This is a genomic window from Pseudomonas sp. DL (genome assembly GCF_047199225.1).
Classification (GTDB): Bacteria; Pseudomonadota; Gammaproteobacteria; order Pseudomonadales; family Pseudomonadaceae; genus Pseudomonas; species Pseudomonas aeruginosa.
On the sequence record NZ_CP178323.1, the window covers coordinates 4,711,202 to 4,736,208 of the forward strand.

Below are 25,007 nucleotides of genomic sequence, written 5' to 3' on the forward strand. Positions count from 1 at the left end.
GTCCTCACCGCATGCCCCTACGCACACGCCTGCTCTGGCTGTTCCTGCCGTTGCTGGCCGCCAGTCTCGGCGGTATCTGGCTCTTGTCGGAAAGCATCCTGCTGAGCCGTTTCGACCGAGAGGACCAGCAACGCCTGCAAGAGGGCGCCACCGTCCTGCACAACCGGCTGGACTTCGAGTTGAAGCGCCACCTGGACATCGTTCGCACCTACGCCTGGTGGGATGCCAGCTACGACTTCATCCAGCGCCCCAACGAGACCTTCGAACAGGAAAACCTCGACCACGAGATGCTCGACGACCTGGGATTCGACTTCGTCCTGTTCCTCGACGACCGGGGTCACCTGCAACTGAAGCAGTGGTCCCCGCCCGCGCCCGACCAGCGCGTGCTCTTCGGCGCCCCCTCGGCGAGCGACCAGGCCCTGCTCGAGGCACTGCAGCAACGCGCCATCCGCCTCGGCGCGCTGGACTTTCGCGGACGCACCGACCACAGCCTGAGCGAGCTGCTGCTGGTCGACAACCTGCCGACCCTGCTGGTCAGCGTGCCTATCAGCAACAACCAGGGTAGCGCGCCGGCGAAGGGCGCGATCCTCGCCGGCTACTTCCTCGACCGGGAACGCCTGGCCAACCTCCGCGAACAGATGCAGGCCGACCTGCAACCGATGCCCAACATCGCCACCGACTCCACCTGGAAGCCGATGCGCAGCCGCAGCGGCAGTACCCACAACCAGGCCCTGCTCAGCCCACGGCGGTTCATCGGCGAACATGTCCAGCAGGTCTCGGTGCAGTACCTGAGTTCCAGCGGCGAGCCGCAGCTGCGCTTCGACATCACCAAGAAACGCCTGCTCTACATCCAGGGCGAGAAGGCCATCAACTTCTTCCTCGGCGCCTCCCTGCTGGTCGCGCTGGGCGCTTTCCTGGTCGGCTACCTGGCCCTGGAGCTGTGGGTCCTGCGCCGGGTCCAACGGCTCAACCGGGAGGTCGCCGAAGTCGGACGCAACGCCCACTCGATACGCCTGAGCGACTTCGGCAACGACGAGCTGGGACAACTGGCGGGCGAGATGAACCAGATGCTCGAGCGCCTGGAACACAGCGAGGCGCGCGACCGGGCGATCCTCCAGTCGATGCGCGACGGCTACTTCGAAATGGACGTCGACGGCGTGATCCTCACCGTCAACCCCGCGCTCTGCCAACTGCTCGGCCAGACGCGCGAAACGCTGATCGGCCATCCCTACTACGAACTGCTCGGCGAAGACGACCTGGCGCGTGCCCGCCAACCCTTCCAGCGCGCCATGCAGAGCGGCGCAGGCAAGACCTTCGCCATCCCCCTGCAGCGCGCCGACGGCAGCCTCGGCTACTTCGAGGCCACGGTTTCGCTGATCCACGACCTGCAGGGCGAACTACGGGGCTACCGCGGCATCGTCCGCGACGTCAGCGACCAGATCGCCTACCAGCAGCAATTGCTGGAAATGGCGTACCGCGACCCGCTGACCGGCCTGGGCAACCGCAAGGCCTTCGACGAACAGCTCGGCCAGGCGTTGCTTCGCGCCGGCTCCGGCGGAAGCGAACTGGCGCTGCTGTACCTGGACCTGGACCGCTTCAAGGAGGTCAACGACCGCTTCGGCCACGACATCGGCGATGCCCTCCTCAGGACCGTCGCCGAACGGGTACGCAGCACCCTGCGGCAGCCGGACAAGGCCTACCGCCTGGGCGGCGACGAATTCGCCGTGCTCCTCGAGGACAGCCAGGAAAACAATCCGCAGCGCCTCGCAGAACGCCTGCTGGCGGCGCTGGTCCAACCGATCGCGCTGAATGGCGAACGCATCGACTTCGTCACCCCGAGCATCGGCATCGCTCTCTACCCGCGGCATGCCGGCGATGCCGAAGGACTGGTCCGTGCCGCCGACAGCGCCATGTACGAGGCCAAGCGCCAGCGCAACCACTATTGCCTGTACCAGGCGCCAGCCTGAAATGCGCGGTCAAACAGGCTCTGTCGCGGGCTTTCGCCAGTCTGCTAAGGTTTCAGCCCGCATCCCATCGGAGAACCATTCCCTATGCCAGCCCTGAGCGGCCCGCAATACCTCGGCGAAGGCCTGAAGCTGATCATGCGTCCCGGCCTGCGCCTGTTCGTGCTGATCCCCCTGACCCTCAACCTGCTGGTGTTCGCCCTGCTGATCGGCTTCGCGATGCAGCAGTTCAGCCACTGGGTCGACCTGCTGATGCCCAGCCTGCCCGACTGGCTGAGCTTCCTGCAGTACATCGTCTGGCCGTTGTTCGTCCTGCTGGTGCTGGTGATCGTGTTCTTCACCTTCACCATGGTCGCCAACATCATCTCCGCGCCGTTCAACGGCTTCCTCTCGGAAAAGGTCGAGGTGGTGGTTCGCGGCCGCGACGACTTCCCGCCGTTCAGCTGGGCCGAACTGCTGGCGATGATCCCGCGCACCATGGGTCGCGAGATGCGCAAGCTCGCCTACTTCCTGCCGCGCGCGCTGGTGCTGCTGGTGCTGAGCTTCGTGCCCGGGGTCAACCTGATCGCCACGCCGCTGTGGATCCTCTTCGGCATCTGGATGATGGCGGTGCAGTACATCGACTATCCGGCGGACAACCACAAGCTCGGCTGGAACGAGATGCTCGCCTGGCTGCGCAGCAAGCGCTGGGCGTGCATGGGTTTCGGCGGGGTGACCTACCTGGCGCTGCTGATCCCGCTGGTCAACCTGGTCATGATGCCCGCCGCCGTCGCCGGCGCCACCCTGTTCTGGGTCCGCGAGGAAGGCGAGAAGGCGCTGGTGAAATAAGCATGCGCCCGGTGTCCGCTGTCGGCATTGTCAGGCGGGCGTCAGCACCCTGACAGCCGGCGTCGGGCACACTACGAATGCCCTCGGGAGCGTCGGCGCAGGCCGCAGCCGAGACCTGCGCCAGCCCTTGCAGACCGGCTCGACGCTGCCGAACCGACTGGCCGCCGGTGCCTCCCCACGCAGGCGGCCTTTTTTTACCCGCCTGCCTTGCCGTCCATGCAGGATGGCCGGCGCTCACCCCCTTCCTGTCCGCTACGCCCCCCTCGACTCCACCCCCCTGGCACTACAGTGGCAACCAGGCGAAGCAGGCTCCGGCCCGCTTTCGATGACCACCGTCCCCAGCCCGCCCAGCGGCGGAAAACAAGAAGAGGGTCGCCATGTCACGTTCCGCATTCACCGCGCTCTTGCTGTCCTGCGTCCTGCTGGCGCTCTCCATGCCTGCCAGGGCCGACGACCTGCCCTACCGCTTCGGCCTGGGCAAGGCGGACATCACCGGCGAAGCCGCCGAAGTCGGCATGATGGGTTACTCCTCCCTCGAACAGAAGACCGCCGGCATCCACATGCGCCAGTGGGCGCGTGCCTTCGTGATCGAGGAAGCGGCCAGCGGACGTCGCCTGGTCTACGTCAACACCGACCTGGGGATGATCTTCCAGGCCGTGCACCTGAATGTCCTGGCCCGGCTCAAGGCGAAGTACCCCGGTGTCTACGACGAGAACAACGTGATGCTCGCCGCCACCCACACCCACTCCGGTCCGGGCGGCTTCTCCCACTACGCGATGTACAACCTGTCGGTGCTCGGCTTCCAGGAAAAGACCTTCAACGCCATCGTCGACGGCATCGTCCGCTCCATCGAGCGGGCCCAGGCCAGGTTGCAGCCCGGCCGCCTGTTCTACGGCAGCGGCGAGTTGCGCAACGCCAGCCGCAACCGCTCGCTGCTGTCGCACCTGAAGAATCCGGACATCGCCGGCTACGAGGATGGCATCGACCCGCAGATGAGCGTGCTCAGCTTCGTCGACGCCAACGGCGAGCTGGCCGGCGCGATCAGTTGGTTCCCGGTGCACAGCACCTCGATGACCAACGCCAATCACCTGATCTCCCCGGACAACAAGGGCTACGCCTCCTATCACTGGGAGCACGACGTCAGCCGCAAGAGCGGTTTCGTCGCCGCCTTCGCCCAGACCAATGCCGGCAACCTGTCGCCCAACCTGAACCTGAAGCCCGGCTCCGGTCCCTTCGACAACGAGTTCGACAACACCCGCGAGATCGGTCTGCGCCAATTCGCCAAGGCCTACGAGATCGCCGGCCAGGCCCAGGAGGAAGTGCTCGGCGAACTGGATTCGCGCTTCCGTTTCGTCGACTTCACCCGCCTGCCGATCCGCCCGGAGTTCACCGACGGCCAGCCGCGCCAGTTGTGCACCGCGGCCATCGGCACCAGCCTGGCCGCCGGTAGCACCGAAGACGGTCCAGGCCCGCTGGGGCTGGAGGAAGGCAACAATCCGTTCCTCTCGGCCCTTGGCGGGTTGCTCACCGGCGTGCCGCCACAGGAACTGGTGCAATGCCAGGCGGAAAAGACCATCCTCGCCGACACCGGCAACAAGAAACCCTACCCCTGGACGCCGACGGTGCTGCCGATCCAGATGTTCCGCATCGGCCAGTTGGAACTGCTCGGCGCCCCCGCCGAGTTCACCGTGATGGCCGGGGTGCGGATCCGCCGCGCGGTGCAGGCGGCCAGCGAAGCGGCCGGTATCCGCCATGTGGTCTTCAATGGCTACGCGAATGCCTATGCCAGCTACGTCACCACCCGCGAGGAATACGCCGCCCAGGAATACGAAGGCGGCTCGACCCTCTACGGCCCCTGGACCCAGGCCGCCTACCAGCAGTTGTTCGTCGACATGGCGGTGGCGCTGCGCGAACGCCTGCCGGTGGAAACCTCGGCGATAGCGCCGGACCTGTCCTGCTGCCAGATGAACTTCCAGACCGGAGTAGTGGCCGATGATCCCTATATCGGCAAGTCCTTCGGCGACGTGTTGCAACAACCCAGGGAAAGTTATCGCATCGGCGACAAGGTGACCGTCGCTTTCGTGACCGGACATCCGAAGAATGACTTGCGCACCGAGAAGACTTTCCTGGAAGTGGTGAATATCGGCAAGGATGGCAAACAGACGCCCGTGACCGTTGCCACCGATAATGACTGGGATACCCAATACCGCTGGGAGAGAGTGGGTATATCTGCCTCGAAAGCGACTATCAGCTGGTCCATTCCACCAGGGACCGAGCCCGGCCATTACTACATCAGGCACTATGGCAACGCGAAGAACTTCTGGACCCAGAAGATCAGCGAAATCGGCGGCTCGACCCGCTCCTTCGAGGTGCTCGGCACCACTCCCTAGCGGGCTCCAGCCAAGGTTTCGAGATTCGCCAGCCAACTTTATGACGCATGAAAGTCGTCAAATAAAATGTGATTTAAAACACATGAACAAGTGACCTTTCATTCAGCCGACAAGGGCATGGAACTCTGTTTCCGTGCCCTTTGTTTTTATCCCGAAAAACTTCTCAAGTTGTCGCTCAAGGTCATATCGAAGTCGCTTTCGGGATCAACCGATAAATTATCGCCATGAAACCATCGGCTCGCTGTATTCCCTGCCGGAAAAACAGCGAAGACGATTAATCATCTCGAAACAAGAAGTACGCAGATTGATGGAAATCAAAAAACCACCCGGGAAATAAAACGATGACCGAAAACTGGAAATTCCGCCGTCGAACCTTTCTCAAGCACGGCGCCCAGGCCGCTACCCTGGCCGGCCTTTCCGGGCTGTTCCCGGAGACGCTCCGGCGCGCCCTGGCCGTCGAGCCGGACATCCGCACCGGGACCATCCAGGACGTCCAGCACGTGGTCATCCTGATGCAGGAGAACCGCAGCTTCGATCACTACTTCGGCCACCTCAACGGCGTCCGCGGCTTCAACGACCCTCGCGCGCTCAAGCGCCAGGACGGCAAGCCGGTCTGGTACCAGAACTACAAGTACGAGTTCTCCCCCTATCACTGGGATACCAAGGTCACCAGCGCCCAGTGGGTGAGTTCGCAGAACCATGAATGGTCGGCCTTCCACGCGATCTGGAACCAGGGCCGCAACGACAAGTGGATGGCGGTGCAGTACCCCGAAGCCATGGGCTACTTCAAGCGCGGCGACATTCCCTACTACTACGCCCTGGCCGACGCCTTCACCCTGTGCGAGGCCTACCACCAGTCGATGATGGGCCCGACCAATCCGAACCGCCTCTACCACATGAGCGGACGCGCCGCCCCCAGCGGCGACGGCAAGGACGTACACATCGGCAACGACATGGGCGACGGCACCATCGGCGCCAGCGGCACGGTGGACTGGACCACCTATCCCGAGCGGCTAAGCGCCGCTGGCGTGGACTGGCGGGTCTACCAGGAAGGCGGCTACCGCTCCTCGTCACTCTGGTACCTGTACGTCGACGCCTACTGGAAATACCGGCTCCAGGAGCAGAACAACTACGACTGCAACGCCCTCGCCTGGTTCAGGAACTTCAAGAACGCTCCGCGCGATTCGGACCTCTGGCAGCGCGCCATGCTCGCCCGCGGCGTCGACCAGTTGCGCAAGGATGTGCAGGAGAACACGCTGCCGCAGGTGTCGTGGATCGTCGCGCCCTACTGCTACTGCGAGCATCCCTGGTGGGGCCCCTCGTTCGGCGAGTACTACGTGACCCGGGTGCTCGAGGCGCTGACCAGCAACCCCGAGGTCTGGGCCAGGACCGTGTTCATCCTCAACTACGACGAGGGCGACGGCTTCTATGACCACGCCAGCGCCCCGGTGCCGCCGTGGAAGGATGGCGTCGGCCTTTCCACGGTCAGCACCGCCGGCGAGATCGAGGCATCCAGCGGGCTGCCCATCGGGCTCGGCCACCGCGTCCCGCTGATCGCCATCTCGCCCTGGTCGAAGGGCGGCAAGGTCAGCGCCGAAGTGTTCGACCATACCTCGGTGCTGCGCTTCCTCGAACGCCGCTTCGGCGTCGTCGAGGAAAACATCTCGCCCTGGCGGCGTGCCGTCTGCGGCGACCTGACTTCGCTGTTCGACTTCCAGGGCGCAGGCGATACCCAGGTCGCCCCCGACCTGACCAACGTCCCGCAGAGCGACGCGCGCAAGGAGGACGCCTACTGGCAGCAGTTCTACCGGCCCAGTCCCAAATACTGGTCCTACGAGCCGAAGAGCCTGCCCGGCCAGGAAAAGGGCCAGCGCCCTACCCTCGCGGTGCCCTACCAGTTGCACGCCACGCTGGCCCTCGACATCGCCGCCGGCAAGCTGCGCCTGACCCTGGGCAACGACGGCATGAGCCTGCCGGGCAATCCGCAGGGACACTCCGCTGCGGTATTCCAGGTGCAGCCGCGGGAAGTCGGCAATCCGCGCTTCTATACCGTGACCAGCTATCCGGTGGTCCAGGAAAGCGGAGAGGAACTGGGCCGGACCCTCAACGACGAACTCGACGACCTGCTCGACGCCAACGGCCGCTACGCCTTCGAGGTGCACGGCCCCAACGGCTTCTTCCGCGAGTTCCACGGCAACCTGCATCTCGCCGCGCAGATGGCGCGGCCCGAGGTATCGGTCACCTATCAACGCAACGGCAACCTGCAGTTGAACATCCGCAATCTCGGCCGCCTGCCGTGCAGCGTGACGGTGACGCCGAACCCGGCCTATACCCGGGAGGGCAGCCGTCGCTATGAACTCGAACCGAACCAGGCGATCAGTGAAGTGTGGCTGTTACGCAGCAGCCAGGGCTGGTACGACCTCAGCGTGACCGCCAGCAATACGGAAGCCAACTATTTCCGCCGCCTGGCCGGACACGTCGAGACCGGCAAGCCGAGCAGGAGCGATCCATTGCTCGACATCGCAGCGACCTGAAGCGAGGAGTCCATCGCATGAGACCTACCCTGACCTGGACCTTGCTGGCCCTGCTGCTCTGCGGCACGGCCATCGGCGCCGTCCTGTTGCTTTACCCATCGGAGCCGGCGCCCGTCGCGCCCTTCGCGTCTCCCCCGCAGGCCACACCGGCGGCAAAACCTTCCATTCCTTCCCGAGCCCCCGAGATGAATACAGCCACCGCTCCCGACAACCTGGAACAGCAACTCGGCGAGTTCGGCCGCAACGCCGGGCAGATGTCCGAGATCGAACGCAAGCAGGCCGCCGAAGGCCTGATCGAACAGCTCAAGCGCGAGGTGGCGGTCGGCGCCGATCCGCGCCAGACCTTCGAGGAGATCCAGCGTCTGACGCCCTATGTGGAGGCCGATGCCAGGCGCCGCGAGGCGCTCGACTTCGAGATCTGGATGGCGCTCAAGGACAACGCCTCCGTCCAGCAGCAAGCGCCGACGCCTGGCGAGGAAGAGCAACTGCGCGAATACGCGCAAGAGTCGGACAAGGTGATCGCCGAGGTGCTCGCCAGCGTCGACGACGAGGAGCAGCGTCACGCCGCCATCGACGAACGCCTCAAGGCCCTGCGCAAGCAGATCTTCGGCGAGGAGAACCCACGCCTGCTGCAACGCTGAAATCCACGGCGCCCCGACAGGGGCGCCGTCACGCAAGCGTCACCAAAACTTCACATCCGCTACACGGCGTCGGTCGACACTGACGTCATGAGCAGACCTCTAAGCATCGCCCTGATCAGCGAAACCTACCCACCGGAAGTCAACGGCGTCGCCAATACCCTGGGTCGCCTGCATGCCGGTCTCCAGCAGCTTGGCCATCGGGTCCAGGTGGTGCGCCCGCGCCAGCCCGGCGACGACGGCCGGCGCAGCGACGCCGAGCTGGTGCTGACCCGCGGCTGGCCGTTGCCCGGCTACCCCGGCCTGCAATGGGGCATGTCGAGCCTGCACAAGCTGCTGCGCTGCTGGAAGCGCCAGCGCCCGGACGTGCTCTACATCGCCACCGAAGGCCCGCTCGGCTTCTCTGCCCTGCGCGCCGCGCGGCGCCTGGGCATCCCGGCGGTCAGCGGCTTCCACACCAACTTCCAGCAGTACAGCGAGCACTACGGCTTCGGTCCGCTGACCCGGCTGGTCACCGGCTACCTGCGCTGGTTCCACAACCGCACGCAGATGACCCTGGTGCCCAGCGGCAGCCAGCGCATGGAATTGCAGCGGCGCGGTTTCGAACGTCTCAACCTGCTCTCCCGCGGGGTCGACAGCCAACTCTTCCATCCCTCCCGGCGCGATCCCGAACTACGCCGGCGCTGGGGCCTGGGCGAACAGGACATCGCCGTGCTGCACGTCGGCCGGCTGGCGGCAGAGAAGAACCTCGGCCTGCTCGGCGGCACCTTCCGCGCGCTCTGCGCCGCCCATCCGCAGCTGAAGCTGCGCCTGGTACTGGTGGGCGACGGGCCGGAGCGCAGGCACCTCGAACGGGACCTGCCCGAAGCGCTGTTCTGCGGCGTCCAGCGCGGCGAAACCCTGGCCGCCCACTACGCCTCGGGCGACCTGTTCCTCTTCCCAAGCCTGTCGGAGACCTTCGGCAACGTGGTCCTCGAAGCCCAGGCCGCCGGCCTCGCGGTGGTCGCCTTCGACCAGGCCGCCGCCGGCCAGCACATCCGCCATGGGCACAACGGCGTGCTCGCCGCGCCGGGCGACAAGAGCGGCTTCGTCGAAGTCGCCAGTTGGCTGCTGGACGACCAGGAACGCCTGCGCCGGGTCCGTCTCAACGCCCGCCAACACGCCAGCCGGCAAGGTTGGGACAGTATCGTCGAGCACTTCCAGAACTACCTGGAAGACGCCTGCGCCAGTCCGCTGGTCCAGCCCGCTCGGTCGAAGCCCGAGCGGCCGCCGGCAGAGGATGGCGGGGCCTTGCCTCGCAGCCGCGAGTAGCTCTCAGGCAAAGGCTTTCGGCGTGGCGATGAAGCCCAGGCTCATGGCCCCGGCGCCCAGGTTGATGCCGCCGGTAGGGCTGAGCATGCCCAGGTGCAAGTGGATGTCGCGCTCGCGGCAGGCGTTCTCCAGCGCGGCGAAGCCCGGCAGGTCGCGCAGCGCGGTCGGATCGCCGGCATAGCTGAGACCCAGTTGCGGTGCCAGCAGCTCACCCGCCTGTACCCGCGCCAGGGCATAGCCGAACAGCTTCTCCGCCGACTTCTCGAAGCTCGGCGAGAGCGCCACCGGTTTGTCCTCGCCATCGGCCAGGCTGAACACCGGCTTGACGTCGAGCAGCGAGCCCAACCCCAGCGCCGCGCCCTTGACCCGGTCGACGAAACCGCTGCGATCGCCCTTCTGGAAGCCGCGCCGGCGCAAGTGGCCCAGGTCGTCGGCGACCAGGTAGGTGCAGGTCTGCTGGCTGAGCTGTTCGAGGCGCGTGCGCAGCGCGTTGGGGTGGCTGCCCTGCGCCAGCAGGCGCGTGCCCTCGGCCGCCAGGCAGGCGATGCCGGCGAACACCGAGTGACTGTCGAGTACGCGCAGGGTGAAGGGACCGGCGATGCCGGCCGCGTGGCGGCGCTCGTGGTAGTGCTGGAGCAGGCCGAAGGAGGCCTGGGTGGCGTGCTCGAAGATCGGACTGCGCAGGCTGTCGACGGTGAGGCAGACCACGTAGTCGAAGTCGGTCACCAGTTCGTCGAGGAACCATTGTTGCAACTCGGCGGCGGAGAGCGGCTGGCTGCCGTCCTTGCTACCGACCTTGGGCAGGTGGTCGCGGTAGAAGCTCAGGGTGGTGTCGGGGTCGCGTCGATCGATGAGCCGCTGCTCGCCCAGGCGGATCCCGATCGGCATCACGCGGATGCCGTGGGCGGCGAGGAATTCGGGCGGCAGGTCGCAGGTCGCGTCGACCACCAGGCCGATACGCATGGATTCGCTCCTCTGGCCGTTTCTCGGCCTATTGTTGTGTTGGCGGTCATACAATGCCGGTTTCGGACTTTGAAGTCAGCCGGTCGCAGGGCGGGTTTTCGGAAAAAATCACGGCCATGAAAAATCCCACCCCGAGGGGTGGGATCTGCTTGCTGGCGCGGCGCCGGGCCGGTGCGTCGCGGACGCGCCTTCAGACCAGGCTGGCCAGGGCCTCGCGGCTGAACGGCTTGATGTCGCCGATACGCCCCTCGCGGACCTTCACCGCCCACTCCGGATCCACCAGCAGCGCGCGGCCCACCGCGACCAGGTCGAACTCGCCCTTGTCCAGGCGCTCCACCAGGCCGTCGATGCTCGCCGGCTGCGCCACCTCGTCGGTTTTGCCGAAGAATTGCAGGAACTCGCTGCCGTCCAGGCCGACGTTACCCACGGTAATGGTCGGCTTGCCGGTCAGCTCGCGGGTCCAGCCGGCCAGGTTGAGTTCCGAGCCTTCGAACTCGGGAATCCAGAAGCGGCGGGTCGAGCAGTGGAAGATATCGACGCCGGCCTCCACCAGCGGCGCGAGGAACTCGCGCAGGCCCTCCGGGGTTTCCACCAGGCGCGCGGAATAGTCCTGCTGCTTCCATTGAGAGAAGCGGAAGATGATCGGGAAATCCGCGCCGACCGCCGCGCGCACCGCCCGCACCAGCTCGACGGCGAAGCGCGAGCGATTGGCCAGGCTGCCGCCGTACTCGTCGTCCCGCTGGTTGCTGCCTTCCCAGAAGAACTGGTCGATCAGGTAGCCGTGGGCGCCGTGGATCTCCACCCCGTCCATGCCGATCGCCTGGGCGTCGCGGGCGGCCTGGGCGAAGGCGGCGATGACTTCCTGGATGTCGGCCTTGCTCATGCCGTGGACCAGCACCTTGCCGTCCTTGGCCTTCTCCATCGGGCCGTAGCCGGGCACGCTGGCGTCCGGCTCCACGCCCAGGCGCCGAACGCTGCCGACGTGCCAGAGCTGCGGAACGATGCGCCCGCCCTCGGCATGCACCGCGTCGACCACCTGCTTCCAGCCGGCCAGGGCGTCCTCGCCATAGAAGCGCGGCACGTTCGGATAGCCGTTGGCGGCCTTGTGGCCGACCGTTGTGCCTTCGCTGACGATCAGGCCGACGCCGGCGGCGGCGCGCCGGCGGTAGTACTCGACGACCTTGGCGTTGGGTACGCCGCCGGGGGAAAAGTTGCGGGTCATCGGTGCCATCACCACACGGGTGGGCAGTTCCAGGGCGCCGAGGCGGAACGGTTGGAACAGGGCTTCTACGGGGGCACTCATGGACGGACTCCTGAGGGGGAATGGGAGGTTCGGGCAGGTATCAGGCGCGGAGCAGCAACTCCAGGCGCGACATGAAAGCATTCAGCGGAGCGAGGCCGGTGCCGACCTTGAAGCGCGCCAGGGCGCCCTGCCAGGCGAAGCCGATGAAGCCGGCCAGGCTCGCGCAGTCCTCGTCGGCGGCCAGTTCGCCGGCCTCGCGCGCCTGCTCCAGACAGTCCTGGAGGATTCGCGCGGAAGCCTGCAGGATCGACTCGACCTTGGCCGCGATCGGCGGCGACAGCTCGGCCATCTCGAAGCTCAGGCTGCCGATGAAGCAGTGGTATTCGGGCTTTTCCTGGCGGGCGAAGTGCTCCAGCAGCTCGCCGTAGTAGCGCAGCACCCGCTCGCGCGGGCTGAAGCGGCTATCGCCGAGGGCCTGGGCGTAGCGCGCCAGGCGCGGCGCGTAGACGTGCTCCAGGGCCTGCTGGGCGAAAGCTTCCTTGCTATCGAAGTAGTGATAGAAGGAGCCCTTGGGGATGCGCGCGGCCTGGACGATCTCCAGCACCCCGGTGCCGTGGTAGCCACGTCGGGTCATGACCTCGGAGCCCTTGGCCAGGATCAGTTCGCGCTTGTCGAGACGGTTGCTAGTCATGGAACGAGAGAATATGACCGGTCGTCTCGTCCGCCCAGCATTATCAACGGCGGTGATCAGGCGTTACAGGCAGGGGCTTATCGCGTTGCGTCATGAAGCGGCGCAAGACAGGAAAGGAAGCGGCGGGACGCGAACGCGTCCCGCGGGAGATCAACCCAGGGCCTTCTCGATGGCTTGCACCAGGGCCGGATCGTCCGGCGCCGTGCGCGGGCTAAAACGCGCCAGCACGCGACCGTCGGGACCGAGCAGGAATTTCTCGAAGTTCCAGGTGATGTCGCCGGGAAACTCCGCGCCCTCGCCCGCCAGCAGGCGATAGAGCGGATGCCGCGCGCTGCCGTTGACCTCGACCTTGGCGCTCATCGGGAAGCTGACGCCATAGTTCAGGCTGCAGAAGGACTGGATATCCGCCTCGCTGCCCGGTTCCTGCCCGGCGAACTGGTTGCAGGGCACGCCGAGCACCGCGAAACCGCGCTCGCGGTAGGTCTGGTAGAGATTCTCCAGGCCGGCGTACTGGGGTGTCAGGCCGCATTTGGAGGCGACATTGACCACCAGCAGCACCTTGCCCTTGAACGGGGAAAGCGGCAGGTCCTGTCCATCCAACCCCTGCAGGGTGAGATCGTGAAAGGCACTCATGACGTACTCCTTGCGCATTCAGCGACACAACGTGCCAAGCCCCGCACCGGGCAAGAACCCTGGCTGCGGCGCATCCCCAGGGACGGGGTAAAGAGCCCAGGCATGGCGCATGACGCGAAAGGCGCCCACAGGCGCCTTTCGCTATACCAGCTTAGCAGTTCCGCCGGCGGACGGCCCAGGCCATCAATCGGCGAATGAACGCCGATCAGTGGTGGTGACCGCCTTCGCCATGGATGTGGCCGTGGGCGATTTCCTCGGCGTTGGCCTCGCGCACGTCGACTACCTTGACCTTGAAGTTCAGGCGCTGGCCGGCCAGCGGATGGTTGCCGTCGACGGTCACGTCGTCGCCGTCGATGTCGCGGATGGTGACGATCTGCATGCCGCCGTCCGGAGCCGAGGCGTGGAACTGCATGCCGACTTCCAGTTCGTCGACGCCTTCGAACATCTCGCGGGTCAGGGTCGCGACCAGTTCGGCGCTGTATTCGCCATAGGCGTCTTCCGGCTCGATGGCGACGCTCAGTTCGTCACCGACGTTCTTGCCTTCCAGGGCCTTCTCCAGGCCGACGATGATGTTGCCGGCACCGTGCAGGTAGACCAGCGGCGCGCCACCAGCGGAACTGTCGATGACATCCCCGGCGTCGTTGGTCAGGGTATAGTCGATGGAAACCGCCTTGTTGGCCGCGATCTGCATGGTTCGAAACCTTTTCGATAAAGAAGATGAATGCGTAAGTGTACGCATCAATAGCCCCGAAAGCGACCGCGCCCCTGATGAACGGGGCGCGCGAGCGCCGTCGCGGGTGATTGATTTTCATCAGGACGAGGAAGGCCATTGGGTGGCAGTCTTGTCCTGTGGCCATACTCAACACCTGCGCCACCAACCGCCCTGGCAATCGCGCGCCTGGGTCCTTGACGAAAACGAGCGGCACAGACAGCTCGGCCGCGAATTTCGCTGCGGCTGGTGTGCCCGGGAAGAAGAAGAGCAGACCAAGGAGCAGTGATGCCCTCACGCAACATACTGGTGATCAACTGCGGCAGTTCGTCGATCAAGTTCGCCCTGGTCAACGAGGCCCACTCCCTGTTTCCCCTGCACGGCCTCGCCGAGCGCCTGGGCAGCCGCGATGCGGTGCTGCGCTGGAAGCGCGGCGGCGACAGCGACAGCCTGATGATTCCCAACGCCGACCACCGCGCCGCCCTCGCCCAGTTGCTGCCGATGGTGCAGAACGCCGCGGGCGGCAAGCTCCACGGCATCGGCCACCGGGTGGTGCATGGCGGCGAGCTGTTCACCCATGCCACGCGCATCGACGACCGGGTGGTCGAGGCGATCCGGGCCACCGCGCCGCTGGCGCCGCTGCACAACCCGGCCAACCTGCAAGGCATCGAGGCAGCGATGACGCTGTTTCCCAAGCTGCCCCACGTCGCCGTGTTCGACACCGCCTTCCACCAGAGCCTGCCGGAGCACGCCTACCGCTACGCCCTGCCGGAAGCCCTCTACCGCGAGCATGGCGTACGCCGCTACGGCTTCCACGGCACCAGCCACCGCTACGTCAGCCACCGCGCCGCGGAAATGGCCGGGTTGGCGGTCGGCGACAGCAGTTGGCTCAGCGCCCACCTCGGCAACGGCAGTTCGACCTGCGCCATCGTCAACGGCCAGAGCCTCGACACCAGCATGGGCCTGACCCCGCTGGAAGGCCTGGTAATGGGCACCCGCAGCGGCGACGTCGACCCCAACCTGCACAGCCACCTGGCGCGGACCCTGGGCTGGAGCCTGGAGCGCATCGACTCGATGCTGAACAACGAAAGTGGCCTGCTCGGCCTCTCCGACCTGTCCAACGACATGCGCACCCTGGAGCAGGAGCGCGAGCAGGGCCACCCCGGCGCGGCCCTGGCGATCGAGGTGTTCTGCTACCGCCTGGCCAAGTCCCTGGCGGCAATGAGCTGCGCCCTGCCGCAACTGGACGGGGTGATCTTCACCGGTGGCATCGGCGAGAACTCGCCGCTGGTGCGCGCCAAGACCGCCGCCCACCTGCGGCTGTTCGACCTGCGCCTCGACCAGGAGGCCAACGCCCGCTGCGTGCGCGGCGTCGCCGGGCCGATCCAGGCCGCGGGGCATCCGCGGGTACTGGTGATCCCGACCAACGAAGAGCGGCAGATCGCCCTCGACACGCTGGCCCTGCTCGACTGAACTGGATCGACGCCCCCGCCCAACCAGGCGGCGTGGCCAAACGCACGGCTTAAGGAGCCCAGATGCATACCTTCTTCATCGCCCCGACCGGTTTCGGCGTCGGCCTCACCTCGATCAGCCTCGGCCTGCTTCGCGCCCTGGAACGCGCCGGGCTGAAGGTTGGCTTCTTCAAACCCATCGCCCAACTGCATCCCGGCGACCTCGGCCCGGAGCGCTCCAGCGAACTGGTGGCGCGCACCCACGGCCTGGATACGCCGAAGCCGCTGCCGCTGGCCCAGGTCGAGCGCATGCTCGGCGACGGCCAACTGGACGAACTGCTCGAAGAGATCATCAGCCTCTACCAGCGCGCCGCCGCCGACAAGGACGTGGTGATCGTCGAAGGCATGGTACCGACCCGTCACGCCAGCTACGCCGCGCGGGTCAACTTCCACCTGGCGAAGAGTCTCGACGCCGAGGTGATCCTGGTCTCCGCGCCGGAAAACGAGACGCTCACCGAACTGACCGACCGTATCGAGATCCAGGCCCAGCTGTTCGGCGGCCCGCGCGATCCGAAGGTGCTCGGGGTGATCCTCAACAAGGTCCGCGGCGAGGCCGACGCGGCCAACGCCGAGGACGGCGTGGCGGACTTCGCCCGGCGCCTCACCGAACACTCGCCGCTGCTGCGCGACGACTTCCGCCTGATCGGCTGCATTCCCTGGCAGGACGAACTCAACGCCGCGCGCACCCGCGACATCGCCGACCTGCTCAGCGCACGGGTGATCAACGCCGGCGACTACGAGCAGCGCCGGGTGCAGAAGATCGTGCTATGCGCCCGCGCCGTGCCCAACACCGTGCAACTGCTCAAGCCCGGCGTGCTGGTGGTGACCCCCGGCGACCGCGACGACATCATCCTCGCCGCCAGCCTGGCCGCGATGAACGGCGTACCCTTGGCCGGCCTGCTGCTGTGCAGCGACTTCCCGCCCGACCCGCGGATCATGGAACTCTGCCGCGGCGCCCTGCAGGGCGGCCTGCCGGTGCTGTCGGTGGCCACCGGCTCCTACGACACCGCGACCAACCTGAACCGGATGAACAAGGAAATCCCGGTGGACGACCGCGAGCGCGCCGAGCGGGTCACCGAGTTCGTCGCCGGGCACATCGATTTCGAATGGCTCAAGCAGCGCTGCGGCACGCCGCGCGAGCTGCGCCTGTCGCCGCCGGCGTTCCGCTACCAGGTGGTGCAACGCGCGCAGAAGGCCGGCAAGCGCATCGTCCTGCCCGAGGGCAGCGAGCCGCGCACCGTACAGGCGGCGGCGATCTGCCAGGCGCGCGGCATCGCCCGCTGCGTGCTGCTGGCCAAGCCGGAAGAGGTCCAGGCGGTGGCCCATGCCCAGGGCATCGTGCTACCGGAAGGCCTGGAGATCATCGACCCTGACCTGGTGCGGCAGCGCTACGTCGAACCGATGGTCGAGCTGCGCAAGGGCAAGGGGCTGAACGCGCCGATGGCGGAGCAGCAACTGGAGGACAGCGTGGTCCTGGCGACCATGATGCTTGCCCTGGACGAGGTCGACGGCCTGGTCTCCGGCGCCATCCACACCACCGCCAGCACCATCCGCCCGGCGCTGCAACTGATCAAGACCGCGCCCGGCTACAACCTGGTGTCGTCAGTGTTTTTCATGTTGTTACCGGACCAGGTGCTGGTCTACGGCGATTGCGCGGTGAATCCCGATCCTTCGGCCAGTGACCTGGCCGAGATCGCCGTGCAGAGTGCCGCGTCGGCGCAGGCTTTCGGCATCCCGGCACGGGTCGCGATGATCAGCTACTCCACCGGCGACTCCGGTTCCGGGGTGGATGTCGACAAGGTTCGCGAGGCCACCCGCCTGGCGCGCGAGCAGCGCCCCGACCTGTTGATCGACGGACCCTTGCAGTATGATGCCGCCGCCATCGCCAGCGTCGGCCGCCAGAAGGCGCCGAACAGCCCGGTGGCCGGGCAGGCCACGGTGTTCATCTTCCCCGACCTGAACACCGGCAACACCACCTACAAGGCGGTGCAGCGCAGCGCCGATTGCGTCAGCGTCGGGCCGATGCTGCAAGGCCTGCGCAAACCGGTGAACGACCTGTCGCGCGGCGCGCTGGTGGAAGACATCGTCTACACCATCGCCCTCACCGCCATCCAGGCGGACGCCCAGGCCCCGGCCTGAAGGAACGCCGCCCAGTGGGCGGCACTGGCTTCGGCCAGGCACGAGGATGTGCCATGTGAACGGCGGGACCACGCCCCGCTCCACGCGCCCGGCCCTGGCCGGGCGCCTACGTACAAGGACTCCTTGATGCTGTCGTTTCTCCCCCATTTCCTGCGCGGCTCCCTGGCCGGCCTGCTGCTGGTGTCCAGCACCCTGTGCTGGGCCTGCCTGCTGTTCGGCATGACCCTGGTCAAGCTGCTCCTGCCGTTCGCCGCCGCCCAGCGCCTGTGCAGCAAGATCATGAGCCTGATCGCCGAAGGCTGGATCGCCTGCAACAAGGGCTGGATGAACCTGGTCCAGCGCACCCGCTGGAACGTCCAGGGCCTGGAGGGCCTGGAGTACCAACACTCCTACCTGGTCACCAGCAACCACCAGAGCTGGGTCGACATCCTCGTCCTGCAATACCAGTTGAACCGACGCATCCCGCTGCTGCGCTTCTTCCTCAAGCAGGAACTGATCTGGGTCCCGATCATCGGCCTGTGCTGGTGGGCCCTCGATTTCCCCTTCATGAAGCGCTACAGCAAGGCCTACCTGGCCAGGCACCCGGAGAAGAAAGGCCAGGACCTGGCGACCACGCGCAAGGCCTGCGCCAAGTTCAGCCGCATCCCGGTAGCGGTGTTCAACTTCCTCGAAGGCACCCGTTTCACCCGCGCCAAGCACGACGAGCAGCAGTCGCCGTTCCGCCACCTGCTCAAGCCCAAGGCCGGCGGTATCGCCTTCGTCCTCGACGCAATGGGCGAGCAATTGAAGACCCTGGTCAACGTGACCATCCACTACCCGGACGGCAGCCCGACCTTCTGGTGCCTGCTTTCCGGACGCCTGAAGGACGTCGTGGTGCGCTTCGAGGAACTGGAGATTCCGCGCCAGTTCGTCGGCAAGAGCTACGACCAGGACGCCGGCTACCGCGCGGAATTCCAGCAATGGGTCAACCAGCTGTGGGAGCGCAAGGACCAGTTGCTCGACAGCCTGCACCGCGAGTTTCCCGGTAACGCCAAGGCGTAGGACGAAGAGCGCCGACCAGCGCCCATGAAAAAGCCCGCCGAATGGCGGGCTTTTTCGTCCAGGCCGCGATCAGTACTGCGGCTGGGTCTGCGCCGGGCCCTGGGCGCCCGGAACCGGTCGCAGGTTGACCTCGACGCGCCGGTTCTGCGCGCGACCGTCGGCAGTGGAGTTGCTCGCGATCGGCTGGTCCGGGCCCATGCCGCGGGTGCTCAGGCGGGTGCCGTCGACGCCCTGGGCGGTCAGGTAGCCGGCCACGCTCTGCGCACGACGCTGGGACAGGTCCATGTTGTGCTGGCGGCTGCCGGTGCTGTCGGTGTAGCCGACGATCTCGATGGTGTTCTGGTTGTACTGCTTGAACGAGTTCGCCAGGTTGTTCAGCGGCGCGTAGAAGCTCGGGGCGATGTTCGCCGAATCGGTGGCGAAGGTGATGTTGCCCGGCATGATCAGCTTGATGTCGTCACCTTGGCGCTGCACTTCCACGCCGGTGCCTTCCATCTGCCGACGCAGCTCGGCTTCCTGCTTGTCGGCGTAGTAGCCATAACCCGCGGCGGCCGCGCCGGCAACGGCAGCGCCGATCAGCGCGCCCTTGCCACGGTTGTTGTGGTCGATCGCAGCGCCGGCGACGGCGCCGGCCAGCGCACCCAGTCCGCCGTACTTGGCCGTCTTGCTCATGCCACCCTGGCTTTGGCTTTGCGTGTCGTAGGGGTTGTTGTTGGCACAACCGGCGAGCAGCGCCAGTGCGGTGACGGCTGCGGCCAGAGGCAGGCAACGGGAGGTGAACATGGGAAAACTACTCCTCGAGGTACTGAAACGCCCCTGCGTGAGGGGCGGGCGATATCTTAGAGCATAGCCAAGTGGCAAAATTCCCGATGCTCGGAAAAATCCTTTTCAGCCCCTGACGAAGGGGTTCTCGCGCATCTCTTCGCCCAGCGTGGTGTCCGGGCCATGGCCGGCGACCACCGTGGCGTCCTCGTCGAGGCTGTACAGACGCTGCCTGATCGAACGCTGGATCGCCGCCGAGTCGCCGCCCCACAGGTCGGTGCGGCCGATGCCACGGCGGAACAGGGTGTCGCCGGCGATCAGCAGCTTCGCCCGGGGGAACCAGAAACTCATCGAGCCCGGCGTATGCCCCGGCGTGTGCAGTGCCACTCCGCAACCGCAGGCCAGTTCCTCGTCGTCGGCCAGCCAGCGGTCCGGGTCCGGCACCGGCGTGTAGGGCACGCCGAACAGTTGGCACTGCATCTCCAGGTTGTCCCAGAGGAACTGGTCGTCCTTGTGCAGGTGCAGGCTGGCGCCGGTGCGCTTCTTCATCTCGCCGGAGGCGAGGAAGTGATCCAGGTGCGCGTGGGTATGGATGATGCTGACCACCTGCAGGCCGAGGCGGTCGAGGCGCTGCAGGATCAGTTCGTGGTCGCCGCCCGGATCGACGACGATGGCCTTCCTGGTCAGCGGATCGCCAATGATGGTGCAGTTGCACTGCAAAGGCCCGACGGGAAAGGTTTCGCGGATCAGCGCGGGGGATGTCGACATGCAAGACTCCGATCACGGTCGGCGCGGCAAGCGCGCCATGGATTTCTATGAAACGCCAAGCATGGCACATCCATCCGCTGCCGAGGATCGCCGGCGTCGGCTCAGGGCGCTTCGCGGTAGTCGCTGGGCAGCTTGCCGGTCCACTTGCGAAACGCCCGGCGGAAGTTCGACGAATCGTTGAAGCCGAGCAGCAGGGCGATCTCGTACAGCGGTAGCTGGGTGGTGGTCAGGTATTGCAGGGCCAGGCGCTTGCGCACATCGTCGAGGACCTGCTGGTAGGTGGTGCCCAACGACGACAGGTGCCGGCGCAGGCTGCGCCCGCTGGTGTGCAGTTCGCGGGCGGCCTGTTCGAGATCGGGGAAGTCGCCGGGACGCGCCAGCAGCAGGCGGCGCACACGGGTCAGCAGGCCTTCCTGGACGTCCAGGGTGGCCAGCAGCGCCTCGCACTGCTGCTCGCACATCTGCACCGTGGCCGGGTTGGCCAGCGCCATCGGTCGTTCCAGGTACTCGCTGGGCATGCTCAGCCAGTGCCAGGGCTGCTCGAACTCCGCGGCCACCCCGAACACCTCGGCGTAGCGCCGGGCATGGGCCGGCGGCGGATAGGCGAAGCCGACCCGCACGTCCTGCAACGGCTCGCCGACCAGGAAGCAGGCGATGGAATACAGCGTCGCCATCAGGCCCTCGGCGGCGAACACCGAAGCGGCGCCCAGCGGCATCGACTCCACCGCGCGCAACTCGGCGCGGCCGTCATCGAGCACCAGTTCCAGTTCGTAGGCCAGGCCGAGCACCCGGTAGTACTTGAGGGCGAACTGGATGGCCTTGCCCAGGTTGGCGCTGGACAGCACCGCGTAGCCGAGGATGCCGTGGGCGGAGACGTTCAGGCGCTGGCCGAGCACCAGCCCCAGCGCCGGCTCGCCGCACAGGGCCTGGGCGCCGTAGGTGAGCTGGTTGAAGTCGAGGAAGGACAGGCGGCCGTTCGGGCTGTCCAGCACCTCGGGACGCACCCGCGCAGCGTCGAACAGCGCCTGGCGGGATACGCCGTACTCCGCGACAAGATCGAGGAGTGCCTCGGCATAGGCCACCGGCACCAGTTCGGCGGTGAAATTGAGCGGTTGTTTCATGGCTGTTTATTGTTCTGACCGCTGGCCGGATATGACCGGAAAGTTGGCAGAAGATAACCTTGTGAGGCTATCCCCCGCAAGCGATAGTCGATCCCATGGTCCTTCACCATCACAGGGAGCCGCTATGGCCAGCACCACCCCCGAAGGTCTGGAGATCCGCCCGCGTCATCTGGACTTCGACCTGCCCGATCCGATGCCGCGCCATTGGCACAGCGGCGACGCTTTCAAGACCCACATGTTCAACGCCATGTCGGTGCTGTTCCCCGATGGCGAGCGCTTCTTCATCGACTCCGTGCGCCACTACCGCGAGCGGGTCGAGGACCCGGCGCTGAAGCAACAGATCCGTGGCTTCATCGGCCAGGAAGGCCACCACAGCCGCGAGCACCTGGTCTACAGCGACCGCCTGCGCGCCCTCGGCTACGACATCGACCGCCTGGAAGGCGGCGCCAAGCGGCGCATCCGCTTCGCCCAGCAGAAACTGCACCCGTCGCGGCAACTGGCGGCCACCGCGGCCCTGGAGCACCTCACCGCGATCATGGCCGACGGCCTGCTGAGCAACCCCAGGTGGCTGGAAGGCGCCGACCCGACCATGGCCCGCCTGTGGCGCTGGCACGCACTGGAGGAAACCGAGCACAAGGCGGTGGCCTACGACGTGTTCATGCTGGTCAACGGCAAGGCCAGGCTGCGCCGCCGGGCGATGGTCCAGGGCACCTTCTTCTTCGCCCTCGACACCACCAAGGGCCTGGTCCACATGCTCAAGCGCGACGGCCTGCTGTGGAACTTCAAGGTCTGGCGCGACGGCATCAAGTGGCTGTGGGGCAAGGACGGCGTGTTCCGCTCGCTGGTGGGCGTGTACCTGGACTTCTACAAGAAGGACTTCCACCCCTGGCAGCACAATAACCTGCACCTCATCGAGCAGTACCGCGACCAGTTCGAACCGGAACCGAAGGCCGCCTGACCCTCCTCGCCTGGTATTTCGGCCTTTCGTCCATGCATTAAAAAGCCCGCGACTGACCAGCGCGGGCTTCTTCATGACGGCCTGGGATCAGGCCATCAGGAAGCGCAGTGCATCCGCCGCGGTCTGCTCGGGAATCTCCTCCATGGGGATATGCCCGACGCCCGGATAGGTCTTCACCTGGATCCCCGGCAGGTCGCGTTGCCACAGCGGTACGTGCTTCGGCGAGATCCAGCGGTCGCGTTCGCCCCACATCAGCAGGGTCGGCGCGACGATCCGGGCGATGCGTTCGCCGGAGGTGCCGAGTTCCTCGCGGTTGACCTTCAGCAACACGCGGAAGATCTCCATCATGCCCTTGCGGTTGCCCGGGCGGCGGCTCAGGTCGTAGTAGCGGTCGACCACCCCCGGCTTGATCCGCCCCGGCTCGCCATAGACTTCCTTGATGCCCTGGGCGATCAGCGCTCGCGGCATCCACAGCGGCATCGCCAGGGTCGAGCCGGGCAGCGCCGCCGAGGCGATCATCCACGGCACCTTGCGCATCTGGTAGCCAGCCGGGTCGATCAGCACCAGCCGCTCCACCCGCTGCGGCTGCGCCAGGGCGAAGTTCCAGGCGATATAGCCGCCCAGGGAGTTGCCGGCGATCGAGGCCTTGTCGATCTTCAGGAAATCGAGCAACTGGCCGAGGATCGCCACCATGCGCTCGCCAGAGTAACGGCTGTCACGCCCCGGCCCGGTCAGGCCGAAGCCCGGTACGTCGAAGCGCACGATGCGGAAGTACGGCGACATCGCCTTCACCCAGTCGTCCCAGGTGTGCAGCGAGGCGACCACGCCGTGGATCATCACCAGTACCGGCTTGTCGCGGCTGCCTTCGTCGCGGTAGTGCAGCGGGAAACCGTCCAGCTCGATGAAGCGCGAGCCGCTGGACGGTGCGGCGTAGCGCTCGCGCAACGACTCCAGCGAGAGGGAGCCGAAGCCCAGGCGGGCGAATCCGACCGCCAGCGGCGGTTGCAGCAGATAGGGTGTCGCGGACATGGACGCACGTCTCCCGTCTTGTTGTTATGACAGGGCATCAGAGCATGGCCACGGCGGGCTGCGAGCCCAACCTAGGTTCTGTAGGCGCGAGCGGCGACTGCCCGGCTGTTACCCTTGCAGTCTCGTCGGAGCCTGGGTGCTGGGACAGAGCGTACCCACCAGCAGGTCGCCGAGCACCCGCTTGACCCGCGGCAGCTCCAGCGGGTCGCTGGCATTGAGCAGCTCCAGCGAAGCCGCCTCCATCGCCCAGATCAGCACCCGGTAGGTCAGCGCATCGTGGGCCGCGCCCTGGGCGCCCAGGCGCTCGGCCCACAGCTCGATAATCTTCAGGTGCGCGCGCTGCCGGTGCGCCGCCAGCGGCGAGCCGGCATGCAGGGCCTCCTCCTGCATCATGCGGATGATCGGACCGACCGCCAGGTGGTAGTCGAAGAACAGCGAGACCATCGCCCGCAGCCAGTCCTCGTCGCTGCCTGCCTCGCTGCGCAGCCCGCCGAAGCGCGCCAGCAGCAATTGCACGGCGCTGTGGTAGATGCTTTCCAGCACCTCCAGCTTGCCGGCGAAATACTTGTAGAAAGTCCGCCGCGAGACCCGCGCCGCCTCCAGCAGGTCGTTGACCGTGGTCTCGGCGACTCCCTTGCGGGTGAACACCGGGATCGCCGCGAGCTGGATGTTGGTCCGTTGCAGATGCCCCACCAGCGGCCCCTCGCCCTGCGCCGCCTGGCGCGCCAGCGCGCCGTAGCCGCCGAGGTCCTCGAATACCGCCTGCAAGCCGTCCCACTGCGCCGTTGCCATCCCGTCCGCCCCAATCGAAGCGCGGGGTGACGGCGGCCCCGGCCATCGCTAACCTAGGCCGATCCACGCGCCCCGCAAGGAAAGTCCGTGCCGACCCTATCACGCCGCCTGCTCTGGCCGCTGGCCATCCTTTTACTGGTTCTCGGCCGCCCGCTCGCGGCCGCCGACCTCTACTACCTCGGCCAGCGCATCCCGGACATCCAGAAGCCCTGGGACAGCCACGACTACCAGGTGCTGATCGACGCCCTGAAGAAGATCGAGGAAACCCAGAAGAACGCCCTGCCGCGACGCAGCGGCGAATTCACCGGGCCGCTCTACCTGCGCATGGTCAGCGAGGAAAACTTCCGCCCGCAGCTGAACATCTACAGCCCCCTGGAGATCCGCCAGAACGAGGCCCGCGAAGTACTGTTCAAGCTCAAGGAGCTAATGCGCCTGTACTTCGACTTCCGCGCCGCCAAGCAGCCCTACGGCGCCGAGGCGCTGGGCCTGATGAGCTACTCGCTGCGCGAGCAGTCGATCCTGTTCACCCTCACCGTCGAATTCTGGATGACCCTGTCCCAGGCCGAGCAGCGCAACCCCGCGCGCCTGCAGGGCATGCAGGAAACCAAGGCGGCCGCGGCGATGCTCACCGGCAGCGCCCTCGACTACCTCGGTCTCACCGCCCAGTTCGAGCGCCAGGACCTGGTGCTCTACTCCGCCGAACTGGCCAAGGAAATGCCCGAGCTGTTCATCCACCTGCCCTCCCCGGTGCGCGCCCAGTTGCTGGAACGCGTCGCCGCTTTCGCCAAGGACCACCCTTACCCCGAGGTCCGCGACAACATGCGCGACCTGCAACCGGTGTTGCAGGCGATCCAGGCGGATGTGGAAAAACAGCTGGCGCCCGGGCAGAACGCCAAGGCACCGGACAAACCCCTGGACCTGAGCCCGCCTCCGGAGGGGAAACCCAGCGGCGTCAAAGGTTTATGAGCGGCGGATTGGACTC

Annotated in this window: 22 protein-coding genes; 12 read left to right on the forward strand and 10 right to left on the reverse strand. The window is 66.4% G+C overall.

All coding sequences use genetic code 11. The features are described from left to right. Window positions 1-11 precede the first annotated feature (11 nt). The 6 genes from ACI766_RS21995 (at window position 12) to ACI766_RS22020 (ending at window position 9,665) form a co-directional block, all read left to right on the forward strand. Window positions 12-1,967 carry a diguanylate cyclase domain-containing protein gene (locus ACI766_RS21995; protein WP_014603210.1) on the forward strand — a complete coding sequence of 652 codons (1,956 nt, stop codon included), beginning with the start codon at window positions 12-14 and terminating at the stop codon, window positions 1,965-1,967. Between the two features lie 84 nt (window positions 1,968-2,051). Next, window positions 2,052-2,792, forward strand: a complete 741-nt coding sequence (cysZ, locus tag ACI766_RS22000; RefSeq protein WP_003116482.1) for a sulfate transporter CysZ — start codon at window positions 2,052-2,054, stop codon at window positions 2,790-2,792. A gap of 377 nt (window positions 2,793-3,169) precedes the next feature. Beyond that, window positions 3,170-5,182: a ceramidase CerN gene (cerN, locus tag ACI766_RS22005; RefSeq protein WP_023090033.1), complete on the forward strand. Its 2,013-nt coding sequence runs from the start codon at window positions 3,170-3,172 to the stop codon at window positions 5,180-5,182. A gap of 341 nt (window positions 5,183-5,523) precedes the next feature. Beyond that, complete coding sequence (locus ACI766_RS22010; RefSeq protein WP_003145652.1) at window positions 5,524-7,716, forward strand: phosphocholine-specific phospholipase C; 2,193 nt, start codon at window positions 5,524-5,526, stop codon at window positions 7,714-7,716. 17 nt (window positions 7,717-7,733) lie between these two features. Continuing rightward, on the forward strand, window positions 7,734-8,357 hold the full coding sequence (gene plcR, locus ACI766_RS22015; protein WP_003120761.1) for a phospholipase C accessory protein PlcR: 624 nt from the start codon (window positions 7,734-7,736) through the stop codon (window positions 8,355-8,357). Window positions 8,358-8,444: 87 nt separating this feature from the next. Further along, window positions 8,445-9,665, forward strand: a complete 1,221-nt coding sequence (locus ACI766_RS22020; protein WP_003116486.1) for a glycosyltransferase family 4 protein — start codon at window positions 8,445-8,447, stop codon at window positions 9,663-9,665. A gap of 3 nt (window positions 9,666-9,668) precedes the next feature. On the opposite strand, the gene ACI766_RS22025 is transcribed toward ACI766_RS22020, so the two are convergent. The 5 genes from ACI766_RS22025 to ACI766_RS22045 form a co-directional block, all read right to left on the reverse strand. Next, window positions 9,669-10,628 carry a DegV family protein gene (locus ACI766_RS22025; protein ID WP_003114223.1) on the reverse strand — a complete coding sequence of 320 codons (960 nt, stop codon included), beginning with the start codon at window positions 10,626-10,628 and terminating at the stop codon, window positions 9,669-9,671. Window positions 10,629-10,818: 190 nt separating this feature from the next. Then, window positions 10,819-11,931: an NADH:flavin oxidoreductase gene (locus tag ACI766_RS22030; protein ID WP_003085824.1), complete on the reverse strand. Its 1,113-nt coding sequence runs from the start codon at window positions 11,929-11,931 to the stop codon at window positions 10,819-10,821. Between the two features lie 40 nt (window positions 11,932-11,971). Beyond that, the gene (locus tag ACI766_RS22035; protein ID WP_003120763.1) at window positions 11,972-12,562 is read right to left on the reverse strand and encodes a TetR/AcrR family transcriptional regulator; all 591 of its coding nucleotides are present in this window, start codon (window positions 12,560-12,562) and stop codon (window positions 11,972-11,974) included. Between the two features lie 150 nt (window positions 12,563-12,712). Beyond that, complete coding sequence (locus ACI766_RS22040; RefSeq protein ID WP_003109429.1) at window positions 12,713-13,195, reverse strand: glutathione peroxidase; 483 nt, start codon at window positions 13,193-13,195, stop codon at window positions 12,713-12,715. Between the two features lie 205 nt (window positions 13,196-13,400). Continuing rightward, entirely contained in the window at window positions 13,401-13,886 is a 486-nt protein-coding gene (locus ACI766_RS22045; RefSeq protein WP_003085816.1) for an FKBP-type peptidyl-prolyl cis-trans isomerase, read from the reverse strand. Here ACI766_RS22045 and ACI766_RS22050 point away from each other — a divergent pair. From ACI766_RS22050 to ACI766_RS22065, 4 genes are all read left to right on the forward strand, one after another. Further along, on the forward strand, window positions 13,855-14,193 hold the full coding sequence (locus ACI766_RS22050) for a DUF3565 domain-containing protein (RefSeq protein WP_003109430.1): 339 nt from the start codon (window positions 13,855-13,857) through the stop codon (window positions 14,191-14,193). The two genes, ACI766_RS22045 and ACI766_RS22050, sit on opposite strands and share 32 nt — an antisense overlap. After that, a complete protein-coding gene (locus ACI766_RS22055; protein ID WP_003085814.1) occupies window positions 14,193-15,377 on the forward strand; it encodes an acetate kinase in 1,185 nt (394 codons plus the stop codon). The genes ACI766_RS22050 and ACI766_RS22055 overlap by 1 nt, the downstream gene beginning before the upstream one ends. Window positions 15,378-15,439: 62 nt before the next feature. Continuing rightward, the gene (pta, locus tag ACI766_RS22060; protein WP_087823800.1) at window positions 15,440-17,554 is read left to right on the forward strand and encodes a phosphate acetyltransferase; all 2,115 of its coding nucleotides are present in this window, start codon (window positions 15,440-15,442) and stop codon (window positions 17,552-17,554) included. 126 nt (window positions 17,555-17,680) lie between these two features. Further along, window positions 17,681-18,595: an acyltransferase gene (locus ACI766_RS22065; protein WP_003085811.1), complete on the forward strand. Its 915-nt coding sequence runs from the start codon at window positions 17,681-17,683 to the stop codon at window positions 18,593-18,595. 69 nt (window positions 18,596-18,664) lie between these two features. On the opposite strand, the gene ACI766_RS22070 is transcribed toward ACI766_RS22065, so the two are convergent. The 3 genes from ACI766_RS22070 to oruR form a co-directional block, all read right to left on the reverse strand. Then, window positions 18,665-19,378, reverse strand: a complete 714-nt coding sequence (locus ACI766_RS22070) for an OmpA family protein (RefSeq protein WP_003085808.1) — start codon at window positions 19,376-19,378, stop codon at window positions 18,665-18,667. Window positions 19,379-19,483: 105 nt separating this feature from the next. After that, a complete protein-coding gene (locus ACI766_RS22075) occupies window positions 19,484-20,125 on the reverse strand; it encodes an MBL fold metallo-hydrolase (protein WP_023086577.1) in 642 nt (213 codons plus the stop codon). A gap of 101 nt (window positions 20,126-20,226) precedes the next feature. After that, window positions 20,227-21,246 (reverse strand): ornithine utilization transcriptional regulator OruR, encoded by a 1,020-nt coding sequence (oruR, locus tag ACI766_RS22080; RefSeq protein WP_023086578.1) that lies wholly within the window; start codon window positions 21,244-21,246, stop codon window positions 20,227-20,229. Between the two features lie 124 nt (window positions 21,247-21,370). Here oruR and ACI766_RS22085 point away from each other — a divergent pair, with 124 nt between their 5' ends. Next, entirely contained in the window at window positions 21,371-22,204 is an 834-nt protein-coding gene (locus ACI766_RS22085; RefSeq protein ID WP_003109433.1) for a metal-dependent hydrolase, read from the forward strand. A gap of 87 nt (window positions 22,205-22,291) precedes the next feature. Here the strand turns inward: ACI766_RS22085 and ACI766_RS22090 are convergent, their stop codons facing one another. After that, complete coding sequence (locus ACI766_RS22090) at window positions 22,292-23,233, reverse strand: alpha/beta fold hydrolase (protein WP_003085798.1); 942 nt, start codon at window positions 23,231-23,233, stop codon at window positions 22,292-22,294. Between the two features lie 108 nt (window positions 23,234-23,341). Further along, window positions 23,342-24,025, reverse strand: coding sequence for a TetR/AcrR family transcriptional regulator (locus ACI766_RS22095; protein ID WP_003085795.1), 684 nt, complete (start codon window positions 24,023-24,025; stop codon window positions 23,342-23,344). A gap of 87 nt (window positions 24,026-24,112) precedes the next feature. Between ACI766_RS22095 and ACI766_RS22100 the strand changes: the two genes are divergently transcribed. Beyond that, window positions 24,113-24,991 (forward strand): hypothetical protein, encoded by an 879-nt coding sequence (locus tag ACI766_RS22100; protein ID WP_023086579.1) that lies wholly within the window; start codon window positions 24,113-24,115, stop codon window positions 24,989-24,991. Window positions 24,992-25,007 lie beyond the last annotated feature (16 nt).